Source organism: Paenibacillus sp. R14(2021) (assembly GCF_019431355.1).
GTDB lineage: Bacteria > Bacillota > Bacilli > Paenibacillales > Paenibacillaceae > Paenibacillus_Z.
Genome location: NZ_CP080269.1, coordinates 615,590 through 634,205 on the forward strand (window position 1 = coordinate 615,590; position 18,616 = coordinate 634,205).

The window sequence follows — 18,616 nt, forward strand, 5'->3', positions numbered from 1 at the left end:
TTACTTGACCGCATTCGCTCTACTTGGTGTTTTCGCAGGCGGTCTTGCTGCGCGACTTAGCGGCGCATTAGGGAAGCGTCTTGTCCCGTTGAATTTAGGGGTGATGGCCGGCGGATTCCTGATGATCGGATCGGCGCACACGGTATGGACGGTCGCGCTGTCGGTATTCTTGATCGGCCTAGCGGAGGGAATGCTGTTCCCGCTGTCCTTCATTAAGACGGCGGAGGTTGTGCCTAAGCTCGGCTTGACTACGGGCATTTCCTTACTGCTGGCATGCGTGTATGCTTGCCAATTCCTCAGCCCTTTGTTCGTAAGAGGGATCGAGCTGCTGCTTCACACGAATTCAGTCCGCGGTGTGTTTATTGCCGTGTCAGCTGCCTTAGCCGTGACGACCGTCATTTACTTGCCGTTTGCCCGAAATCGCAAGCGAGCAGAAGAGCAGCCAGCCATTTCGTAATCATCTAACAAAATAAATTTATAGGCGGTGTTTTGATTGCGCAACTTAGAACAAGTTTATATAAACGGGAAATTTGTGACTCCTCAAGGTACAGATCGGCAGGAGCTGGTCAATCCCTCAACTAGAGAAGTTTTTGGAACGGTAACGCTAGGCAACGAAGAAGATGCTAAGCTTGCCATTGCAGCAGCGAAAGCAGCATTCACATCGTTCACGAAGACTTCGGTGCAGGAACGCGCGGCAATGCTGCAGCGTCTTAACGACGCCATCCTGGATCGAACCGACGAGCTGGCCGAAGCCAATATCCTCGAGTATGGCGCACCCCGGATGGCGGCTGCGGGCAGGGTGAAGCTGGCTGCGGCGAACTTGATGGACAGCAAGGAAGCGCTGGAGCAGTTCGAATTTGTTCACTATATCGGCAAGGCGAAGGTCGTATCAGAGCCTGTCGGCGTGATAGCAATTATTACGCCTTGGAATGCAAGCTATTCTCAGATTACAGCGAAGCTGGGCGCGGCGATTGCGGCGGGATGTACGGTCGTCATTAAACCGAGCGAGCTGAGCGGGCTTCAAACCCAGCTGCTTACGGAATGCTTCCACGCAGCGGATATTCCTGCCGGCGTCATTAACGTCGTGAATGGTCTCGGTGCTACGGTAGGGGCTGAGCTGACTCGAAATCGGGATGTCGCGATGGTCAATTTCACAGGCTCGACGCGGGTCGGCAAAGAAATTCGCAGGTCGACGGTCGATTCCATGAAACGCGTGACCTTGGAGTTAGGCGGCAAATCGCCGAATATCGTTCTCGACGATGCCGACTTTGCCAAGGCGATCCCTGCGGCCGTTAGATCGTGCTACATGAATAATGGACAAGCCTGCGTAGCTGGTACCCGATTGTTCGTTCCGGAGCATCGGCTTGATGAGGTGAAGCTGCTTGCCCGTGAAACGGTTCTGTCGATGAAAGTCGGCCTGCCTTCCGAAGCGGATACGATGCTTGGTCCGATCGTAACCGAGAAGCAATATAATCAAGTGCAGCACTACATCAGAGCCGGCCTGCAAGAAGGCGCTGAGCTCGTCATCGGCGGGGAAGGACATCCTGAAGGACTGGAACAAGGGAACTTCGTCAAACCGACGGTATTCGCTAACGTTACGGAAGCGATGGCGATCGCGAAGGAAGAGATTTTCGGACCGGTGCTGTCGATTCTGACGTACCGAACGGAGGAAGAAGCCGTTGAAATGGCGAATAATACGGACTATGGCCTGGGTGCTTACATCAGCACATCGAACCTGAAGAAGGCTAACGATCTGGCGTCACGCATTCAAGCCGGCGTGATACTCATCAACGGCGCAGGGTTCGAAATGAAAGCCCCGTTCGGCGGATTCAAGCACTCCGGCATCGGCCGTGAATACGGTATCCACGGGCTGCAGGACTGCCTGGAAACGAAAACGATCACTGGTTTCGATCTGCCGATGTAAGAATAACTCCATCAGTAACAACGAAAACACAGCGGCTGCCGGTTAGATTACGGCAGCCGTTATTTGTGTATATCGTGATGACATCAAGCTAAGGCTAAGCAGAACAGATGGGAACGGCAGGTTGCCTCCGATTACCGGAGCATGCTTAATTGACATCTGACGACGAAGGAGCTGCCTTTATGACCCTCATCTCCATGAATAACCGCGTCTTAACCTTTATTAATGTGTTTACGGTTGATCCCAAGAATCAGGATCGGCTTTGTAGTCTCCATCGCAGTCTAGACGGGACGAAGGTTACGATGTATGCGCAGTGGCGAAGCGAAGAAGATTACCAAGCGATGCGCGATGACCCTAAGCCGCTTCCGTATCTTAAGGAAGCATTGACGATCGCGGCCTTTGAGCCGGGCATGTATGAAGTCGTCCGAACCTTTGAGCCTTCTAAGGAGTAGAGAGGAGAGCAAGGGAGGCAATGGGGCGCAACGACAAAAAAGAGAGGGCGCTGAGCGCCCTCTCCGAATTCGGAATGATTACTGATTCGAGAATTTATTCAATACATCATGTACGCGGCTAACCATAGCGGCTGCATCTGCGCGCGTCACTCCGGCTAAAGGATTGAAGTTGCCGGCCGCGTCCAGATCCACGATCTTCAAGGCAAGTGCCGTCTGAATCGCGCCTTGGTGCAGCACGTTGATGGCATCGTTATCCTTGATTTCCGCAGGGATCAGATTGAGCATCGGCAGCTTGCCGCTCTTTTGAAGCGTATGAATGAGAAGGTACGTGAACGATTCACGAGTTACGCTTGCATTCGGATCGATCTTAATTTGCAGGTTAGATCCTACGGCTTGCTTGATGAACTGTACAGCCTGTTCTGCCGTAATCATCTCATTCTCACCAGCCGGGGCCGGGTGAGCTTTAACATAAGCAACGGCTTGGTTCACGATCTCCGTAGCATCAGCACGAGTAATGCCTGCAGTCGGATTAAAGTTACCGGCTTGATCCAATTTCACGAAACCAAGAACAAGCGCTGTCTGAATCGCGCCTTGGTTCAGGACGTTGATGGAATCATTATCGTTGATCGCGGCAGGGTTTACTTTCACCCTTGGCAGCTGGCCGCTTGTTTGAAGCGTATTAACGAGCAGGGATGTGAATGACTCACGAGTTACGATCGCGTTCGGATCAATCTTGATTTGCAGGTTCGCACGAGGGCCAACCGCTTGCTTGATCAATTGTACGGCTTCTTCACCCGTAATCGTCTCGTTATCGCCAACTGGAGCCGGGTGAGCCTTCAAATAAGCAACGGCTTGGTTGACGATCTCCGTCGCATCGGCACGAGTAATGCCAGCAGTCGGATTAAAGTTACCGGCTTGGTCCAATTTCACGAAGCCGAGAACAAGCGCCGTCTGAATCGCGCCTTGGTTCAGGACGTTAATGGAATCGTTATCGTTGATCGCGGCAGGGTTTACTTTCACTCTTGGCAGTTGACCGCTTGTTTGAAGCGTATTAATGAGCAGGGACGTGAACGACTCACGAGTTACGATCGCGTTCGGATCAATCTTGATCTGCAGGTTCGCACGCGGACCAACAGCTTGCTTGATTAATTGTACAGCTTCTTCACCCGTAATCGTCTCGTTATCGTCAACTGGAGCGTGATGTGCTTTCAAGTAAGCAATCGCTTGGTTCGCGATCTCCGTTGCATCAGCACGGGTAAGACCAGCAGTCGGGTTAAAGTTGCCCGCTTGATCCAATTTCACGAAGCCAAGGGCGAGTGCTGTCTGAATGGCGCCTTGGTTCAGGACATTAATGGAATTGTTATCCTTAATATCCGCCGGGATCAGATTGAGCCTCGGCAGTTGACCGCTTGTTTGAAGGGCATTAACGAGCAGGGACGTGAACGACTCGCGAGTTACGATGGCGTTCGGATCAATCTTGATTTGCAGGTTCGCACGAGGGCCAACGACTTTCTTGATCAATTGTACCGCTTCTTGTCCCGTAATCATCTTATTGTCTACGACCGGAGCAGTGTGCGCCTTCAGATAAGCTAATGCGTTGCTTATCTCTACAGTTGCATCCGCACGGCTAATTTCCTTCTTCGGATTGAACTTCCCATGGGCATCCAAATGCACAACACCATAGTTCAATGCGCGCTGGATCGCAGCGGAATAGCCCTTAGTGACGCGGTCTTGGTCTTTAAACTTCACAACAACCGGCTTGACCATCGGCAGTTTGCCGCTGACTTCAATCGCTTGAATGAGCTGGTACGTGAATGCTTCACGGCTAAGCTTCTTGTTGGGCATCAGATCCTTCGGAAGATCCAATCCGTTGACTGCCGCAATGATGAATGCATTTGAATACCAGGCGTTATTGCTGACATTCTTGAAGTAGTCGGTGGCTTTCGGTTTATGATCGAATCGCACCAGATCCAGGTTCAGTCCAAGCGCCTTGACGATCAGCGCAACGCCTTCTGCCTGCGAAACGGATTTATACGGAGCGAATTGCTGTGCGCCGACCCCTTTGACCATACCGCCATTTTGCATGGCAATAATTATATCCTTACTCGGAACGTTAGCAATATCCTTGAACGATGCCGCAGAAGCCATCTCTTGACCTGCAAAGCTGAGCGCTATAACAGCCGCGGTGGACAACATAATCATCTTGAATGGTTTATTCATCGAAATCACCTCGTGGAGTTGTTTGTTGTTGCTTTCGTTGTTGTAGACGGGCCTTTGGTTAAAAAGGTTACACTTGCGAATGAAATTCTTTGAATTGGAGTCAGTTTTGGTGTTGAACAAACCAATTAACCCTATGTACGTGCCAGAAATAATGCATATTGTAAACTAAAAAATGCCGTTTCTTATCGTTTAACGATAAGAAACGGCTATTAATATTGAATTATTCTCATCTGTACCTCAATGGATGAAGGCGCACTCGTTATCGAGCAGAGTAAATAGCTTGTAGAAGCGTCGCACGCGAAGCTTGCGGCAGTCCAAGCCGAAGAAGGGCAGCGTTCACGGGCCGTGGAAGCGGCCGTTGGTGAAGTCGTCGGTCTCATGGGGGAGGATTGCGGCCATCAGCCAAGAGAATCGGCGCGTCAAACATCGCTGCTGCAGCATCTCGTCGGCCAATTCCGGATGATTGGAACCCGTTTAAGATAGGTGGCCTGTTCTGTTCAGTTAGAAATTGCCGGATATTCGATTTCAGGTTTGACGTTAGAAGACAAGCCCATTAAAGTAGAATGAGATAGAAATTACTGGAAAGGGTGACAAGCGTGGCATTTGAAATCGTAGAAGCGACAATATCGGACATGCTAGCGGCGTTCACCTCGGGCGAGCTGACTTCAAAGCAATTGGTTCTAATTTATTTGAACCGAATCGCGGACCATGACAAAAGCGGACTGCTCCTCAATTCTGTGCTCACGATCAATCCCGACGCGCTATTCATCGCCGAGGCGATGGATCGAGAACGCGAGGTCAAGGGACTGCGGGGGCCCTTGCACGGCATCCCCGTATTATTGAAAGATAATGTCGATACCGGTGACAAAATGCCGACAAGCGCCGGCTCCCTGGCCCTTGCGGACAGCTATGCGCCCGAGGATGCTTATATCGTCAAGAAGCTTCGGGAAGCCGGAGCCGTTATTCTGGGTAAAGTGAACATGACCGAATTCGCCAACATGATGACCGATGGGATGCCGACCGGCTACAGCTCGCGCGGCGGTCAGGTGATGAACCCGTACAACATCTCGACGCCGACGGGTGGTTCGAGCGCCGGCTCGGGTGTTGCGGTTGCGGCGAACTTCTGTGCGGCGGCTGTTGGCACGGAAACATCGGGCTCGATTCTGAATCCGAGCAATCTCTGTTCGGTGGTCGGCATCAAGCCTACGGTTGGCCTCTTAAGCCGGACGGGCATTCTTCCGCTGTCCAACTCGCAGGACACCGCAGGGCCGATGGCGCGAACGGTAACGGACGCAGTGCTGATGCTGCAAGTCATGACGGGTTACGACGAGCGCGACGCGGCAATGGGCGGGGGCCTCGGCAAGCAGCCGGCAGATTATTCCGCGTATCTCGACCGGGAGGGGCTAAGAGGCGCCAGAATCGGTATTCCACGAGACTATTATTTCGAGGAATTGACCGAGGAACAGCTGGCGATCTTCGACCGGGCTGTCGCAATCATGCAAGACATGGGCGCAACAATCGTTGATCCGGCGAATATCGCCACCGCAAGAAGCATTGTCTATTCGACCGTGCTGATTAATGAATTCAAAGCTTCCCTAAATGCCTATCTCTCGAAGCTCGGTCCCGGCGCTCCCATGCGCACGCTGAAGGAAATCATCGCTTTCAACAACGAGCATCCCGTAGAAACATTACGATACGGACAAAAAACGCTGATCAACGCGGAGTACCATTCTTCCGGCACATTGACCGACATTAAGTATTTGAACGACCGTGCTTTGGATATCCGCTTATGCAAGGAGGAAGGCATCGACGCGACGATGAAGGAGCATCAGCTTGACGCGCTGTTGTTCCCGGCGGATTTCGGCTCGCGGCTGGCTGCGCGGGCGGGCTACCCGTCCATCGCCGTACCTGCGGGCTACACGAAGGCCGGTCCTCCGTTCGGCGTAACGTTCACGGCAAGAGCCTACGAGGAACCGACTTTAATCCGCCTCGCCTATGCCTTCGAGCAGGGGACGATGTTCCGGCGGCCGCCCAATTTGAAAAGCTTCATCGATTGACGAGCGGTAGATGGACACGAGGGAAAGAATAGGTCATGAAGATTAGCGCCATTATAGAACGATACCGATAAGGAAGGGGCTGCATGTCATGAAATGTGCCGTGTTGGACGATTACCAAAAGGTCGCGATGTCGATGGCCGATTGGTCAACGGTCACGGATCGAATGGAGATAAAGGTATTCCCTAATCATTTCGATAACGAGGACGAGTTGGCCGCCGCGATCGAGGATTGCGAGATTGTCGTGATTATGCGGGAGCGGACGCCTTTCCGCAGACCGCTCTTGCAGCGTCTTCCGCGCTTGAAGCTGCTTATTACGACAGGCATGCGCAATGCTTCCATTGATCTGGGAGCCGCATCAGACAACGGTATCGTCGTATGCGGGACAGGTGGGGGCGGGGAAGGAACGACCGAACTAACATGGGCGCTTATCCTGGGACTAGCGAGGAAGCTGGTGCAGGAGAATGAAGCGCTGCGAAGCGGCGGTCACTGGCAGAGCACGATCGGCGTCGATTTGATCGGCAAGCGTCTTGGCTTGCTCGGGCTCGGGCGGATCGGAAGCAACGTAGCGCGAATCGGGCAGGCGTTCGGCATGGAGGTATCGGCATGGAGCCAGAATCTGACCCCGGACAAAGCGGATGCCGCAGGGGTGAAGCTTGCAACTTCCAAGGAAGAGCTGCTCTCGAGCAGTGATTTCGTCTCGATTCACCTCGTGCTCGGCGACCGCACGAGAGGACTGCTAGGCGTAAGGGAGCTCGAACTCATGCGGCCGACTGCCTATCTCATCAACACCTCCCGCGCTCCGATCGTTGACCGGGAGGCGCTTATCGCGGCGCTGAGCAGCGGCAAGCTTGCCGGTGCCGGGCTGGACGTATTCGAGACGGAGCCGCTGCCTGCGGACGACCCGCTTCGGTCGCTGCCGAACGTGCTGGCCACGCCGCACATCGGTTACGTCACCGAAGCCGCGTATCGTAATTTCTTCCGCGGCATCGTCGAGGATATAGAAGCCTTCTTGAACGGATCGCCGATTAACATCATTAATTATCCGGCTTCACCAACATTCGTCCAAGAGTAACGATTAGCTGTTTGCAATGCTTGGCGTATACCGTGGCGGCAGACGCGGTGGTGGAATTGAGATTCGAATCGTGCAAACAATTATGATACACTAAATGTCTTATCGTTAAACGTGTTACATGACCCAAGAGGAGAAGGATTACACCCATGAATAAACGGACGATTCTAAGCGCATTGTGCATCATCTTAGGCTTGCTGTGCATCATGCTTACATTCAGTGCACCTAATGGCTTTACACTCGGAATCTACCTTGTAGTCGGCATCATTACCTTGCTTATGGGATTGCTTGGCATTAAATATTCCAAATCTTAATGCATACATGCCCGCTAAGCCTCTTGTCCATGCAAAGGACAAGAGGCTTTTTGTCGTCCGCAGATGATCGCATACGTTCTTCGTGATTTGGCATAATAATGTTGAATTTGTCATCCTTGGAGGAGCTTTCATGAGATGGAATCGAAGAGCAGGTGCAAACCATCATTACCGAAACGCGCTTAAGATGAGAAGCATGCACCTTGAGGAAGTTAACCAGCAAAACAAAGATGCCAAATTTACGACGGATATCCAGCAGAACGAGAACATCATCAGAGATACGTTCCAGCGTTGCTCCGACTTGGAATGGCGAAGCATTGACGTTAATCTGAGCACGCAATGGCTCGTTGTTTATATCGATAACTTAATTGATAAGCAGCAGCTCGAGGAATTCGTCATTAAGCCCATGCAAGCAAGCGCCGCGGCGGGCCGTATCGCCAATGGACCGAATGAGCTTAAGAACGATGTGATTTCCGTCAGCATGACGAGCTGCTCTAGCAGCATTTCTCAGACGATCCGTAACCTGCTTGAGGGTCATGCCGCCATTCTCATGCCCGGCAGCAGCGATGTATTGACGGTTTCTATTCCCGATTCCACCCAAAGAAGTCTAGAAGAGCCGCCATCCGAGCCGGTTATACGCGGACCACGGGACGGCTTCATCGAGCAGATTTCCACCAATATCAGCCTGATTCGATCCAGACTCAAAACGCCTAAATTAAAGGTGGAGTATATTACGCTGGGCGAGCTTTCCCGCACGCGGATCGCCATTACTTACCTTGAAGGTATTGCGCTCGACACCTTAGTTAACGAAGTGCGAACGAGATTAAAGCCGATCCAATTAGACGGTATCCTCGACTCCGGCTATATCGAAGAATTTATTGAGGACCAGCCGTTTTCGCCCTTTCCCCAAGTCCACAGCACGGAACGACCGGACGTGGTCGTGGCAGAGATGCTGGAAGGAAAAGTCGCGATTCTTGTCGATACGACCCCATTCGTCATGGTCGCGCCGATGACGTTCTGGACGGGCCTTCAGGCGAGTGAAGACTACTACATTCGCTGGCCCGTTGCCACCTTTATTCGCTGGATCCGAATCCTGTTTATCCATTTAGCGGTATTCGCTCCTCCGCTATATGTTGCTGTTACGACCTACCACCAGGAAATGATTCCCACAAATCTTGTGCTGAGCATCGCGGCCTCGAGGGAAGCGGTTCCCTTTCCCGCGATGATTGAAGCGCTGCTGATGGAAATCATATTCGAAGCGCTGCGGGAAGCCGGAATTCGACTGCCGAAACAAATCGGCCAAGCCATAAGTATCGTTGGCGGTCTAGTCATTGGACAAGCGGCGGTTGAAGCGGGATTCATCTCTGCGCCTGTCGTCATCATCGTGTCCATCACCGGCATTTCGTCCTTTACGATTCCTCGTTACAGCTTTGCCAATGGGATCCGGCTGCTTCGTTTTCCCATGTTGTTTTTAGCAGGGACACTCGGTCTTTACGGTATTGTACTTGGATTTATCGGGGTCATGTTACATGTCACGTCGCTTCGCTCATTCGGGGTTCTATATTTCTCTCCATTGACGCCGTTTAAATGGACTGGCTTAACGGATGTGTTGATCCGGATACCGACATGGGCGAAATTCCGTATGCCAAGGAATAATCAAGAGGGAGAGCAAAGCTAGCTGGCTTTAAGCTGCTTAGATGAATAGCTTCAGAATGAACGACCGGGGGTGATGAATTGCGGAGACTCAGATATACGCTGCTTCTTACAGTTGTCTTCATCAGCGGGTGTTGGGATCGCACGGAAATGAATGATCTTGCATTCGTGATGGGTACAGCGCTCGACCTAACGGACAATGGGAAAATTCTATGCTCCCTCCAAGTTGCCATTCCTGCGGCAACGGGAAGCGGAAGCGCTACGGGCGGGGGAAGCGGCAATCATGAGAAATTTTACGTCATCTATGCGGAGGGCAAGAACGGCAACGAGATCCATCGGCTTCTCCAGAAGAAAAGTTCCAGAACCTTGACATATTCGCATCGAAGCGTTGTGTATATTAGCGAACGTCTGGCTAGGCACGGCATTAACAATGCGATGGATATTTTTACGCATGACCCGAGGAACCGTTTGAAGACCTACATGATGGTTGTAAAGGGAACAGAAGCTAAGAAAATTCTGGAGATCAATTATCCGTTAAAACAAGTACCGATCGAAACGGTGAAGGTGTTTGATGGATCGGGGGACGATTTAGCCGTCACCTTGCGCGATTTTTATATTACGCACCTAAGCGAAGGCATTCAACCTGTCTTAGGCGTAATCGAACCCGATATCCATGGTAAAAGCTCGCAATTATTCAGATTCACGGGCGCCGGTGTTTTTAAAGGTCTTAAGCTTGCCGGTTTATTAGATGAACAAGAAACTTTAGCGATGATGTGGGTGATGAACAAGCTGAAATTCGGTCGAATTACAACAGATTTACCCCATGGCGAGGGGGAAATCGGCATGATGCTGATGCATACAAGAAGCAAAATCACCACGCAGGCCGGTCATGATGGCGTAAAATTCAAGGTCCGATTGTTCGGCGAAGGCAGCTTGGTGGAGAGTAACACCCCGCTCACCGTTACAAAGCCAGCAGATTTGAAACGGATGAAGAAAGCGCTGGAAGATTCAGTAAGGAAAGAGGTCCAAGACTTGATTCTAAAAACCCAAACCAAACTTAGAGCCGACAGCATGGGCTTTGGACATGAAATGTATAAATATGCCCCTGTGAAGTGGGCGGGTTTGAGCGATCAATGGGACACACAATTTCCGAGGGCGAATATTAGCGTCGACGTCAGCCTGAGGCTGCATGGAGCAGGTATGGTCAGTTCTTCTATTGAATTTAGAGATAAGGAGATGGATAAATGATTTTAGAAATAATGACTTACATCATCATCCTGATGGGATGCTCGATCTATCAGGTACGGCAGTTTGTAAGCAAGAAACAGTCGGGACTAACTGTCTTTTACAGCTGCTTGATGGGCATATGCGTAATCACCGGCTCGTTATGGATTGCCCATGTTCAATTACCAAGCCTGACAACTCCGCTGCGAACAATGTTCGAGCCGGTCGGGAAATTCATTTTGGCACAGCATCGTTCAGGTCACTGACTTTTTCAACTGTCTTTTGATGCTGTCAATAATGAGCAGTCCAATGGGCAAAATCAATTGGGTAAGTATCGCAAAGCTTGGAAACGTGTAGGTCAGATAATAATTCAACTCGGTCGAGTAATTGATAAAGACCGTAACCGAACTAATCACGGACAAAATCACGATGGGGAAGATTAAGTCCCGATATTTCCCAACATTAAACACTTGGCTGACGCTCAAACTGATCACGAAGAAGGTAAGGGCGATTTTGACAAAGCAGCCCGCCACCCATATGGCAACCGCTAACGCTTCCAGCCGTTCGAAGCTGCCCTTAATGCCGATATACCGAATGACGCTGAGAACGGGAAACGTGAGCTTTTCCATTAATGGTCCCAGGACCATAATTAAGGGAAAAATCGTAATGCAAAGCAGACCAAAAATAGTAATCAAGGAAACGAATGAGGATTTGGCTGCTAGTTTGGGCTTATTCAAATAAGGAAGAAGCCAGCCTAGAATAAAAAATTGACCTAGATACGCACTCGGAAACACGCTAGCTTGAAGGACGGGGACGAAGCCTTTACTCAGTACGGGAAGGAGCCGCTCCGTACTGGATTCCCCGAGCATGAGGATCAAGAGCGGAATCAGCAAAACGAAAATGACTAAAGCGAGATACTCATTGCATCGTGCGATGGATTCAATCCCCATATAGACGGCAATTCCGCTTAGCACCGCCAAAGTTAAACTGATAATAATAGCAGGACTTCTCATGAGCAGAACGGTATTGATGAACTGGATATGCTGATTCAGAATAATGCTGTCGAACGTCATCCAATAATAAATAAAATAACAGCTCAGCGCTTTGCCGGCCCATTTGCCTAAAATTTGCGAGCTGTATTGGATGATCGTCATACCCGGGTAACGATTCGACAATGCGAGCATGACCCAAATCGTGATGCACCCGATCAAGACGGCAGGGAAAATCGCTATCCATGAATCCTGTTTGGAAATTTGGGCCATTAAGCTGGGTACGATCAGAAGGATAGTTGGCGCGATGAAAGAAAAGATCAATAGGCATAACTGCGTTCCCGATATATGTTCCGTTTTTCCAGTGGATTCCATTGGTGTTCTCCTTCAAAGCAGATTCATCCAAGTATTCCCTGCGTGTTATTTTGTATACTAAATTAGACTTAGGGCAATCGACGACAGACAACGACGAATCGGCAATACAAACAAACCAACCCCAGGCCGATGACCTGTGGTTGGTTTAGCTAATAAGCGGGGCCAAGAATGAGCGTTAGCACTTAGCCAAGCGTAATTCCGATCGCTGCATTATCGTCCGGCGAGCCGAGCCAATAGCCATAAGCGATTGCCCGTTCAACGAAATGCATCAAGGCAGCAGGATCGGGTGGACCTGGTTGGACGGTTTCGACCGGACGGCCGATCTCATTGAAAAACTCGCCCATTTTCGCAGTCGATGCGACTAATAACGTTACCGTTTCATTCGAAGAATTTCTCCAAGCGTGCTTTACATCTCCCGCAATATCAACCGTTTCACCAGCGCGAACGGTCTTCCAGCTATCTACCGTGAAAGCTTCAAGTTCGCCTGTGATAACAACAAAGGTTTCGCGATCATCATGACTGTGAACAGGCACGACCACGCCAGGCGGAACTTCAGCCTTCATAAGGCTATATTCCCGGTTCTCCGATAAATCCGTTAAGAGCTGAATACGCGGTCCCATTACATCCAATATTGTCGACATAAAAAAATTTCATCCTCTCATGATCAAGCAAGCTATTACCGATGCTTTGAATTTAGGGCAAGGTTCTCGAAGTCTTCGTCGTAATGTCCTTGCCACATTGTCTATCTTAACGATAATTGTTCTATTTTTCAGTAATGTTTCTTACATTAAGTAAGCGACTTGAAATGAAGAGTCGATGACAGACAAATCAGTTCAGACCGAACTGTACAGGATAGCGAGTATAGGATAGGATTTACACAAGGGACGATGAGTATAAATCAGCCTAGGGGAGGAAAGTAACATGAATTCGTTAGATGTACTTACGCAAATTTCAGCAGAAGTGGATCATAACCGTAAATCTGATTATGCGATTAATCCTGTATTTTTAAACCGGTGGTCTCCAAGAGCTTTCTCGAACAAGCCAGTAACAGATGATACCTTGAACATGATTCTTGAGGCTGCGCACTGGGCACCGTCATCGTACAATGACCAGCCATGGCGATTTATCGTCGCAAAGACAGAAGAGCAGCTGCGCGTGTTCCATCCCATATTGAGTGAATTTAACCTCATGTGGGCGGGGAAAGCGCCTGTGCTGATCTTGCTCGCATCCGATAAAAACAGGAGCAACGGGGATCCGAACGGAGCGCATGCATTCGATGCGGGGACGGCGTGGGGGTACTTGGCTTTGCAGGCAAGAATGCTTGGATTGTACACGCATGCCATGGGCGGCATCGATCGAGAGAAAGCAAGGCAACTGCTGCATGTGCCAGATACGTTCGATGTTCATTGCATGATTGCGCTGGGCTATCCAGGGGAAAAGAGCGAACTTCCCGAAGCGATGCAGCAGCGTGAAGTGCCGAATACAAGGCTGCCGCTGAAGGACGTTGTATTTGAAGGGAAAGTAACGAGTTAACTGTATACGAACCGCAAGACTACAAAAAGTGAACCCGTAATGGGGTTCACTTTTTTAATGGCATCTAATCGGCTTTCATCCGCGCTTTTCGATAACTCGGAGCAAGTCTTGAATCAGATGGCGAAGCTCGTCCGAGCTTTTGGCAACCGTCTTAAATCCGCGTAGTGCGCTTGTCACTAGATGTGCTAATCGCTCTGGAGGAATCCCGCTGGAGGCGGCAGGGTACACTTCGAACAAAGCGGTAAGTACGGCTTCCAATTTCCCATAGCTTGTATCGAGTGCCTCCTGGGCAAATTGATAAGAGCTGTCGGTTATTTCTTTATGTTCCGGCGAATGCAGGGAATCATTGAAATTACGGATCGACCATATTTCAAAGGCGTATAAAATTTTGTCCTCCGTTGTATGAGGAGTCGACAGCCCTGCCTTGATCTCCTCTATGAGCATATCGCCATGATGAACAATCACGGCGTTAAATATTTCCTCCTTACTCTTAAAGTACAGATACAGTCCTGCGCGCGAAATGCCTGCCGCTTCCGCAATCTCATTCATCGATACTCGTTTGTAACCGTACTTGAAGAACACCTCTAATGCCGTCGCAACAATATGCAGCTTTTTTTTATCTTCCATATCTCCATTTTATACACTTTACAAGCTTTGTCTACTCGTCTAATATAGACATATAGACATTTTATGAATAATGTCTAACTGGAAAGGAGCAACCAACATATGATTACCGAACAAAAACCGCTGCAGTCTGGTTTCGGATCTGATACGACCGCACAACAAGTGATTGCTGGACAAGACCTAAGTGGAAAGGTAGCCATCGTCACAGGCGGACATGGCGGCATCGGACTGGAAACAACACGTGCCCTTGCCGGAGCCGGCGCAACCGTCATTGTCGGAGCCCGCGATGTCATGAAAGCACAAGAAACGCTCGCTCCACTGTCAACTGTCGAAGTGATTCGACTTGATCTAGCGGATCCTTCATCGATCGACGAGTTCGCCGATGCCTTCCTGAGCTCCGGTCGTCCACTCGACTACCTGATTCTGAACGCCGGCGTTAGCTTCCCGCCAACTATTCGAGACGAGCGGGGATTCGATACTCATTTCGCTACGAATTACCTTGGGCATTTTCAATTAACGGTACGCTTATGGGAAGCGTTGAAGCGCTCAGGGAACGCTCGGGTCGTCGCGCTCTCGTCTATCGGCCATATGTCAGGACCGATCGAATTCGATGATTTGCATTTCACGAGAAGACCATACGACAAGTTTATCTCCTACGGCGAGTCGAAGACCGCGTGCTCATTATTAGCCGTTGAGCTCGACAAACGAGGCCAAGACCACGGCGTGCGCGCTTTTGCGGTTCATCCCGGCGCTATATTGTCAGGTTTAGCTCGCCATTTAAGCGATGAAGATCTTGCCGGATGGGGCGTGAAACGGAACGAAGATGGCACCTATTCGTCATCAGGAGGCTTCAAAACCGCCGAACAAGGCGCCGCCACAAGCATTTGGTGCGCAGTCAGCCCAATGCTGAATGGCAAAGGAGGCGTCTATTGCGAAGATGGCGATATCGCGGAGGTCGTCCCGGCAGACAGCCAGCTGCAACGCGGCGTCCGTTCATGGGCCATTGATCCGGTGTCGGCTGAGAAGCTATGGACGATCAGCGAAGATCTACTGCACCTTCCTCATGGAACAATTCCGCGGAGTCATCCTTAATAATTGCAGGTATCTAAGAAAGACCGCCTCCTTCTGGGAAGCGGTCTTTCTTGCCATGTAGAAGAATCCGACTGGCGCGGTACCCTCGCTATATAATTTCTGCGTCGTCCGCCAGCTTGTTATGCAGCCTGAACCAGCGTGACACCAACATGCTGCTACCAATTCTGTAATAGCGTTAAGTCGAGTTGAATATTTCCCATATATTTCTTTTACTCTGATAATATAGTATGAAAGACTCGATTTTTCAATCTGGTTATGATGGAATTAAACAAATTGGGATTTGAAATGAGGCGAGTGCATTTCGTGGAGAAGGATCGACTTCATAAAATCTATGACTTAAGGAAGATCTATAAATGAAAATATTTTGGTTAGTATTGCTGCTATTTATATATATATTGATCATCTATCGGATTTACTTTAAGAAAGGAAAGACTTATTTTAGAGAAAATGTTGGATTGTTAATGTTGACAATTATTGTAGCTTTGACTCAAGAGTGTATTCATTCTTATAAGATTTTAGTTTCAATTTTAAGTATAGATTTAATACTAATTGCATGGAGAAGATTGAAATTCAGTCAAGGGCAATTTAATCATAAATAAAATAAGCGGAGCCATTGTCTAATGCCACGTTACTTTTTATTGCGGGGGATTTCAAAAATGATGGTTAGAAAGGCCGAATCAACCGATTTAGAATCAATTTCAGGTTTATCTGAAATCTGGGAACAAGAAGATATTACCTATGGTTTGAAAGCGAATACTGCTAAGGATTTATTAGCATGTTTGGAAAATGAATTATGGATTGCAGTTGAAGAAGTCATAATAGTTGGATATTTAATCGGAGAGGTAAAACGAAATACGAGCTTATCAATTTTCGAAGAATCGGATCGTACATATTTTGAAATAGAGGAGATCTATATACATCCAGATCGTAGGGGGAGAGGAATTGGGGAAAAACTTTTAAAAGAAGTAACTGAAAATCTAAAGCAACAAGGAATAACTCGAATGACTGTAAGTACCGCAAATAAAGATTGGAAAAATATAATTGGGTTTTATGAAAAGTTTGGATTCAAAACTTGGACAATGACATTGTTCAAGTGAATTCTACCAAAGCAAGTACAATTAGAAGACCGTATTCGCACTGAGGGAAGAATCAACAGGACAACGCTGAGAGCCTAACTCTCAGCAACCCGTTTGAGCTAGTTTAAAAACTAATCTAAAGGACTGAGTAAATGTTCTTTGTTAATTCAAGAGCAATTATTGAAAGAACTAATAATGGAGAAATTGAAATTGTAATACAAACAAGAGCTAAGTCGAATTCACCGTTAAAGATTGAATTGCCTGGAGGTAGGATTGAACCATTTGAATCATTAACACAAGCACTTATCAGAGAGGTTAAAGAAGAAACCGGCCTAGACGTTTTCGAAATTGAAGGTCAAGAAACTAGAATTGATACAGTAGGAATTGATCCCGACTTTGAAGTTGAGTGTATCAGACCATTCGCAGCCTATCAAACAATTAAAGGACCGTTTGATTCGGTTGGTTTTTATTTTAGATGCAAGGCGAACGGTGAATTATTGGTTGCAGGTGACGAAACACTCGATATTAAATGGGTAAATATTGAACAATTGGCTAAAGAAATAAATGAAATGCCTTTAATTTTCTCAGACGTAGATCGGGCTGGAATAAAATACTACATAAAACATCATGGGTTTTAAGCGGATAGCCGAAATAATTGCAGTTGGGCATACGGCCTTGGTCCGGCCATAGTCCGGTGTGACGGATGGCCGCAGTAGATGTGGTTCCTTGAAGTCAAACTAAAACCATGAAGGGACATATTAATGAAACTTGATCGTATTAATCATCTCTGTTATTCAGTATCAAATCTAGAACGATCGATTTTATTTTACGAACAAGTCTTCGATGCCAAATTGTTAGTAGTAGGTCGAAAGCTTGCTTATTTTGATTTAAATGGCAAATGGATTGCTTTAAATGAAGAACCAGATATTCCACGAAATGAAATAACAGAATCATATACACATCTTGCATTTTCAATTCCAGAACAAGATTACGTGAAATGGAAAGAGAAATTAGAACATCTAAATGTTCAAATACTTGATGGAAGACCAAGGAATACACAGGACATGAAATCAATTTATTTTGTGGATCTGGATGGACATAAATTCGAATTGCATACAGGACAATTAGAAGACCGATTGAAATATTATAAAAATACAAATCCACATATGAAATTCTATGTGTAAGTGATACTAGGAGCTGAAAATATGATTCAAATGATAAACATTCGGGATAACTCCGATCTCATCGAAGAAGCTATTCAATATTTTTGGAGACAATGGGGAACTGAAACAAATTATCATTTCTATAAGGACTGTATCATTCAATCTTGTAGCACAGGCAGTGATTTACCTCGTTTTTATTTGGCAATGGAAGATGGCAAAATCATTGGATCGTATGCGCTGCTTAGAAGTGATCTTAATAGTCGTCAAGATTTAAGTCCGTGGTTTGCGTGCCTGTTTGTTGAACCTGAATTAAGAGGAAGAAAGATAGGAGATATGCTTCAAGCCCATGCAATAAATGAAACAAAGACAAAGGGATATCTGAGGCTTTATCTCTGTACAGATTTAACGGAATATTATGAAAGAACAAATTGGAAATATATTGGTAAGGGTTACTCCATAAGTGATGAAGAAACAAGAATATATGAAATTCAGATTATGGATTAATGATTTTTGTTCGTTAGACTAAGCACATGATTTTCGTGGCGGCATTCATGATGCCTTAGTCTATCTAACAGATGAAATAAACCTAGAAGGTTTGAAACTAATGAAAAATGACATTGAACTTTTGGTATTGAAATGTATTTTGATTGGGTGTCTAGAAGAGAAGCCGGTCCTTGGCCTGATTCCGAGAAGTAACAGCAATTAAACAAACTCATACGGAGGATAATATTGAAGATCTGGTTAGTATTGAGATTGTCATTCAAGGCGAGAATATTCAGTGCATGAACGAGAATTACTTTGATGCCCTCTTAGAATTAAGGTCAATACTAGAACCAATAGGAATGCAAATGTTGTGT

20 protein-coding genes are annotated in these 18,616 nt (G+C 47.9%); 16 read left to right on the forward strand and 4 right to left on the reverse strand.

The features are described 5' to 3' along the window. The first annotated feature begins 4 nt into the window (after positions 1-4). From KXU80_RS03180 to KXU80_RS03190, 3 genes are all read left to right on the forward strand, one after another. Positions 5-457 (forward strand): MFS transporter, encoded by a 453-nt coding sequence (locus tag KXU80_RS03180; RefSeq protein ID WP_374987743.1) that lies wholly within the window; start codon positions 5-7, stop codon positions 455-457. A gap of 36 nt (positions 458-493) precedes the next feature. Further along, positions 494-1,924, forward strand: a complete 1,431-nt coding sequence (locus KXU80_RS03185; RefSeq protein ID WP_219836852.1) for an aldehyde dehydrogenase family protein — start codon at positions 494-496, stop codon at positions 1,922-1,924. Positions 1,925-2,103: 179 nt separating this feature from the next. Continuing rightward, the gene (locus tag KXU80_RS03190; protein WP_219836853.1) at positions 2,104-2,373 is read left to right on the forward strand and encodes an antibiotic biosynthesis monooxygenase; all 270 of its coding nucleotides are present in this window, start codon (positions 2,104-2,106) and stop codon (positions 2,371-2,373) included. 78 nt (positions 2,374-2,451) lie between these two features. Here the strand turns inward: KXU80_RS03190 and KXU80_RS03195 are convergent, their stop codons facing one another. Then, positions 2,452-4,593: an S-layer homology domain-containing protein gene (locus KXU80_RS03195; protein WP_219836854.1), complete on the reverse strand. Its 2,142-nt coding sequence runs from the start codon at positions 4,591-4,593 to the stop codon at positions 2,452-2,454. Between the two features lie 345 nt (positions 4,594-4,938). Here KXU80_RS03195 and KXU80_RS03200 point away from each other — a divergent pair, with 345 nt between their 5' ends. From KXU80_RS03200 to KXU80_RS03230, 7 genes are all read left to right on the forward strand, one after another. Beyond that, positions 4,939-5,076 carry a hypothetical protein gene (locus KXU80_RS03200; RefSeq protein ID WP_219836855.1) on the forward strand — a complete coding sequence of 46 codons (138 nt, stop codon included), beginning with the start codon at positions 4,939-4,941 and terminating at the stop codon, positions 5,074-5,076. A 104-nt stretch (positions 5,077-5,180) separates the two neighbouring features. After that, the gene (locus tag KXU80_RS03205; protein ID WP_374987744.1) at positions 5,181-6,650 is read left to right on the forward strand and encodes an amidase family protein; all 1,470 of its coding nucleotides are present in this window, start codon (positions 5,181-5,183) and stop codon (positions 6,648-6,650) included. An 88-nt stretch (positions 6,651-6,738) separates the two neighbouring features. Then, positions 6,739-7,722: a D-2-hydroxyacid dehydrogenase family protein gene (locus KXU80_RS03210; protein ID WP_219836857.1), complete on the forward strand. Its 984-nt coding sequence runs from the start codon at positions 6,739-6,741 to the stop codon at positions 7,720-7,722. A gap of 146 nt (positions 7,723-7,868) precedes the next feature. After that, on the forward strand, positions 7,869-8,033 hold the full coding sequence (locus tag KXU80_RS03215) for a hypothetical protein (protein ID WP_219836858.1): 165 nt from the start codon (positions 7,869-7,871) through the stop codon (positions 8,031-8,033). A 130-nt stretch (positions 8,034-8,163) separates the two neighbouring features. After that, the gene (locus tag KXU80_RS03220; RefSeq protein ID WP_219836859.1) at positions 8,164-9,708 is read left to right on the forward strand and encodes a spore germination protein; all 1,545 of its coding nucleotides are present in this window, start codon (positions 8,164-8,166) and stop codon (positions 9,706-9,708) included. A 125-nt stretch (positions 9,709-9,833) separates the two neighbouring features. Next, positions 9,834-10,931, forward strand: coding sequence for a Ger(x)C family spore germination protein (locus tag KXU80_RS03225; protein WP_258171223.1), 1,098 nt, complete (start codon positions 9,834-9,836; stop codon positions 10,929-10,931). Then, positions 10,928-11,173 carry a hypothetical protein gene (locus KXU80_RS03230; RefSeq protein WP_219836861.1) on the forward strand — a complete coding sequence of 82 codons (246 nt, stop codon included), beginning with the start codon at positions 10,928-10,930 and terminating at the stop codon, positions 11,171-11,173. The genes KXU80_RS03225 and KXU80_RS03230 overlap by 4 nt, the downstream gene beginning before the upstream one ends. Here KXU80_RS03230 and KXU80_RS03235 read toward each other — a convergent pair. Continuing rightward, a complete protein-coding gene (locus tag KXU80_RS03235; protein ID WP_219836862.1) occupies positions 11,162-12,271 on the reverse strand; it encodes a GerAB/ArcD/ProY family transporter in 1,110 nt (369 codons plus the stop codon). The two genes, KXU80_RS03230 and KXU80_RS03235, sit on opposite strands and share 12 nt — an antisense overlap. Before the next feature lie 182 nt (positions 12,272-12,453). Next, complete coding sequence (locus KXU80_RS03240; protein ID WP_219836863.1) at positions 12,454-12,912, reverse strand: cupin domain-containing protein; 459 nt, start codon at positions 12,910-12,912, stop codon at positions 12,454-12,456. Positions 12,913-13,192: 280 nt separating this feature from the next. Here KXU80_RS03240 and KXU80_RS03245 point away from each other — a divergent pair, with 280 nt between their 5' ends. Beyond that, positions 13,193-13,804 (forward strand): nitroreductase family protein, encoded by a 612-nt coding sequence (locus KXU80_RS03245; protein WP_219836864.1) that lies wholly within the window; start codon positions 13,193-13,195, stop codon positions 13,802-13,804. Between the two features lie 75 nt (positions 13,805-13,879). Here KXU80_RS03245 and KXU80_RS03250 read toward each other — a convergent pair whose 3' ends face one another. Continuing rightward, complete coding sequence (locus KXU80_RS03250; protein ID WP_219836865.1) at positions 13,880-14,431, reverse strand: TetR/AcrR family transcriptional regulator; 552 nt, start codon at positions 14,429-14,431, stop codon at positions 13,880-13,882. Between the two features lie 99 nt (positions 14,432-14,530). Here KXU80_RS03250 and KXU80_RS03255 point away from each other — a divergent pair, with 99 nt between their 5' ends. The 5 genes from KXU80_RS03255 to KXU80_RS03275 all read left to right on the forward strand — a co-directional run bounded on the left by KXU80_RS03255 (position 14,531) and on the right by KXU80_RS03275 (position 18,263). Then, positions 14,531-15,520: an SDR family NAD(P)-dependent oxidoreductase gene (locus tag KXU80_RS03255; RefSeq protein ID WP_219836866.1), complete on the forward strand. Its 990-nt coding sequence runs from the start codon at positions 14,531-14,533 to the stop codon at positions 15,518-15,520. Between the two features lie 620 nt (positions 15,521-16,140). Continuing rightward, complete coding sequence (locus KXU80_RS03260) at positions 16,141-16,617, forward strand: GNAT family N-acetyltransferase (RefSeq protein WP_219836867.1); 477 nt, start codon at positions 16,141-16,143, stop codon at positions 16,615-16,617. 131 nt (positions 16,618-16,748) lie between these two features. Next, positions 16,749-17,234 (forward strand): NUDIX hydrolase, encoded by a 486-nt coding sequence (locus tag KXU80_RS03265; RefSeq protein ID WP_219836868.1) that lies wholly within the window; start codon positions 16,749-16,751, stop codon positions 17,232-17,234. Between the two features lie 123 nt (positions 17,235-17,357). Continuing rightward, positions 17,358-17,780, forward strand: coding sequence for a metallothiol transferase FosB (gene fosB / locus KXU80_RS03270; protein ID WP_219836869.1), 423 nt, complete (start codon positions 17,358-17,360; stop codon positions 17,778-17,780). A gap of 21 nt (positions 17,781-17,801) precedes the next feature. Next, on the forward strand, positions 17,802-18,263 hold the full coding sequence (locus KXU80_RS03275; protein WP_219836870.1) for a GNAT family N-acetyltransferase: 462 nt from the start codon (positions 17,802-17,804) through the stop codon (positions 18,261-18,263). The last annotated feature ends 353 nt before the right edge of the window (positions 18,264-18,616 follow it).

Excerpts from the sequence above, each read along its gene's own strand:
- KXU80_RS03255 (WP_219836866.1), top strand. The coding sequence starts at position 14,531 with ATGATTACCGAACAAAAACCGCTGCAGTCTGGTTTCGGATCTGATACG.
- KXU80_RS03195 (WP_219836854.1), bottom strand. The coding sequence starts at position 4,593 with ATGAATAAACCATTCAAGATGATTATGTTGTCCACCGCGGCTGTTATA.
- KXU80_RS03260 (WP_219836867.1), top strand. The coding sequence starts at position 16,141 with ATGCCACGTTACTTTTTATTGCGGGGGATTTCAAAAATGATGGTTAGA.
- KXU80_RS03225 (WP_258171223.1), top strand. The coding sequence starts at position 9,834 with ATGAATGATCTTGCATTCGTGATGGGTACAGCGCTCGACCTAACGGAC.
- KXU80_RS03220 (WP_219836859.1), top strand. The coding sequence starts at position 8,164 with ATGAGATGGAATCGAAGAGCAGGTGCAAACCATCATTACCGAAACGCG.
- KXU80_RS03215 (WP_219836858.1), top strand. The coding sequence starts at position 7,869 with ATGAATAAACGGACGATTCTAAGCGCATTGTGCATCATCTTAGGCTTG.
- KXU80_RS03250 (WP_219836865.1), bottom strand. The coding sequence starts at position 14,431 with ATGGAAGATAAAAAAAAGCTGCATATTGTTGCGACGGCATTAGAGGTG.
- KXU80_RS03265 (WP_219836868.1), top strand. The coding sequence starts at position 16,749 with ATGTTCTTTGTTAATTCAAGAGCAATTATTGAAAGAACTAATAATGGA.
- KXU80_RS03210 (WP_219836857.1), top strand. The coding sequence starts at position 6,739 with ATGAAATGTGCCGTGTTGGACGATTACCAAAAGGTCGCGATGTCGATG.
- KXU80_RS03240 (WP_219836863.1), bottom strand. The coding sequence starts at position 12,912 with ATGTCGACAATATTGGATGTAATGGGACCGCGTATTCAGCTCTTAACG.
- KXU80_RS03190 (WP_219836853.1), top strand. The coding sequence starts at position 2,104 with ATGACCCTCATCTCCATGAATAACCGCGTCTTAACCTTTATTAATGTG.
- KXU80_RS03245 (WP_219836864.1), top strand. The coding sequence starts at position 13,193 with ATGAATTCGTTAGATGTACTTACGCAAATTTCAGCAGAAGTGGATCAT.
- KXU80_RS03230 (WP_219836861.1), top strand. The coding sequence starts at position 10,928 with ATGATTTTAGAAATAATGACTTACATCATCATCCTGATGGGATGCTCG.
- fosB (WP_219836869.1), top strand. The coding sequence starts at position 17,358 with ATGAAACTTGATCGTATTAATCATCTCTGTTATTCAGTATCAAATCTA.
- KXU80_RS03275 (WP_219836870.1), top strand. The coding sequence starts at position 17,802 with ATGATTCAAATGATAAACATTCGGGATAACTCCGATCTCATCGAAGAA.
- KXU80_RS03235 (WP_219836862.1), bottom strand. The coding sequence starts at position 12,271 with ATGGAATCCACTGGAAAAACGGAACATATATCGGGAACGCAGTTATGC.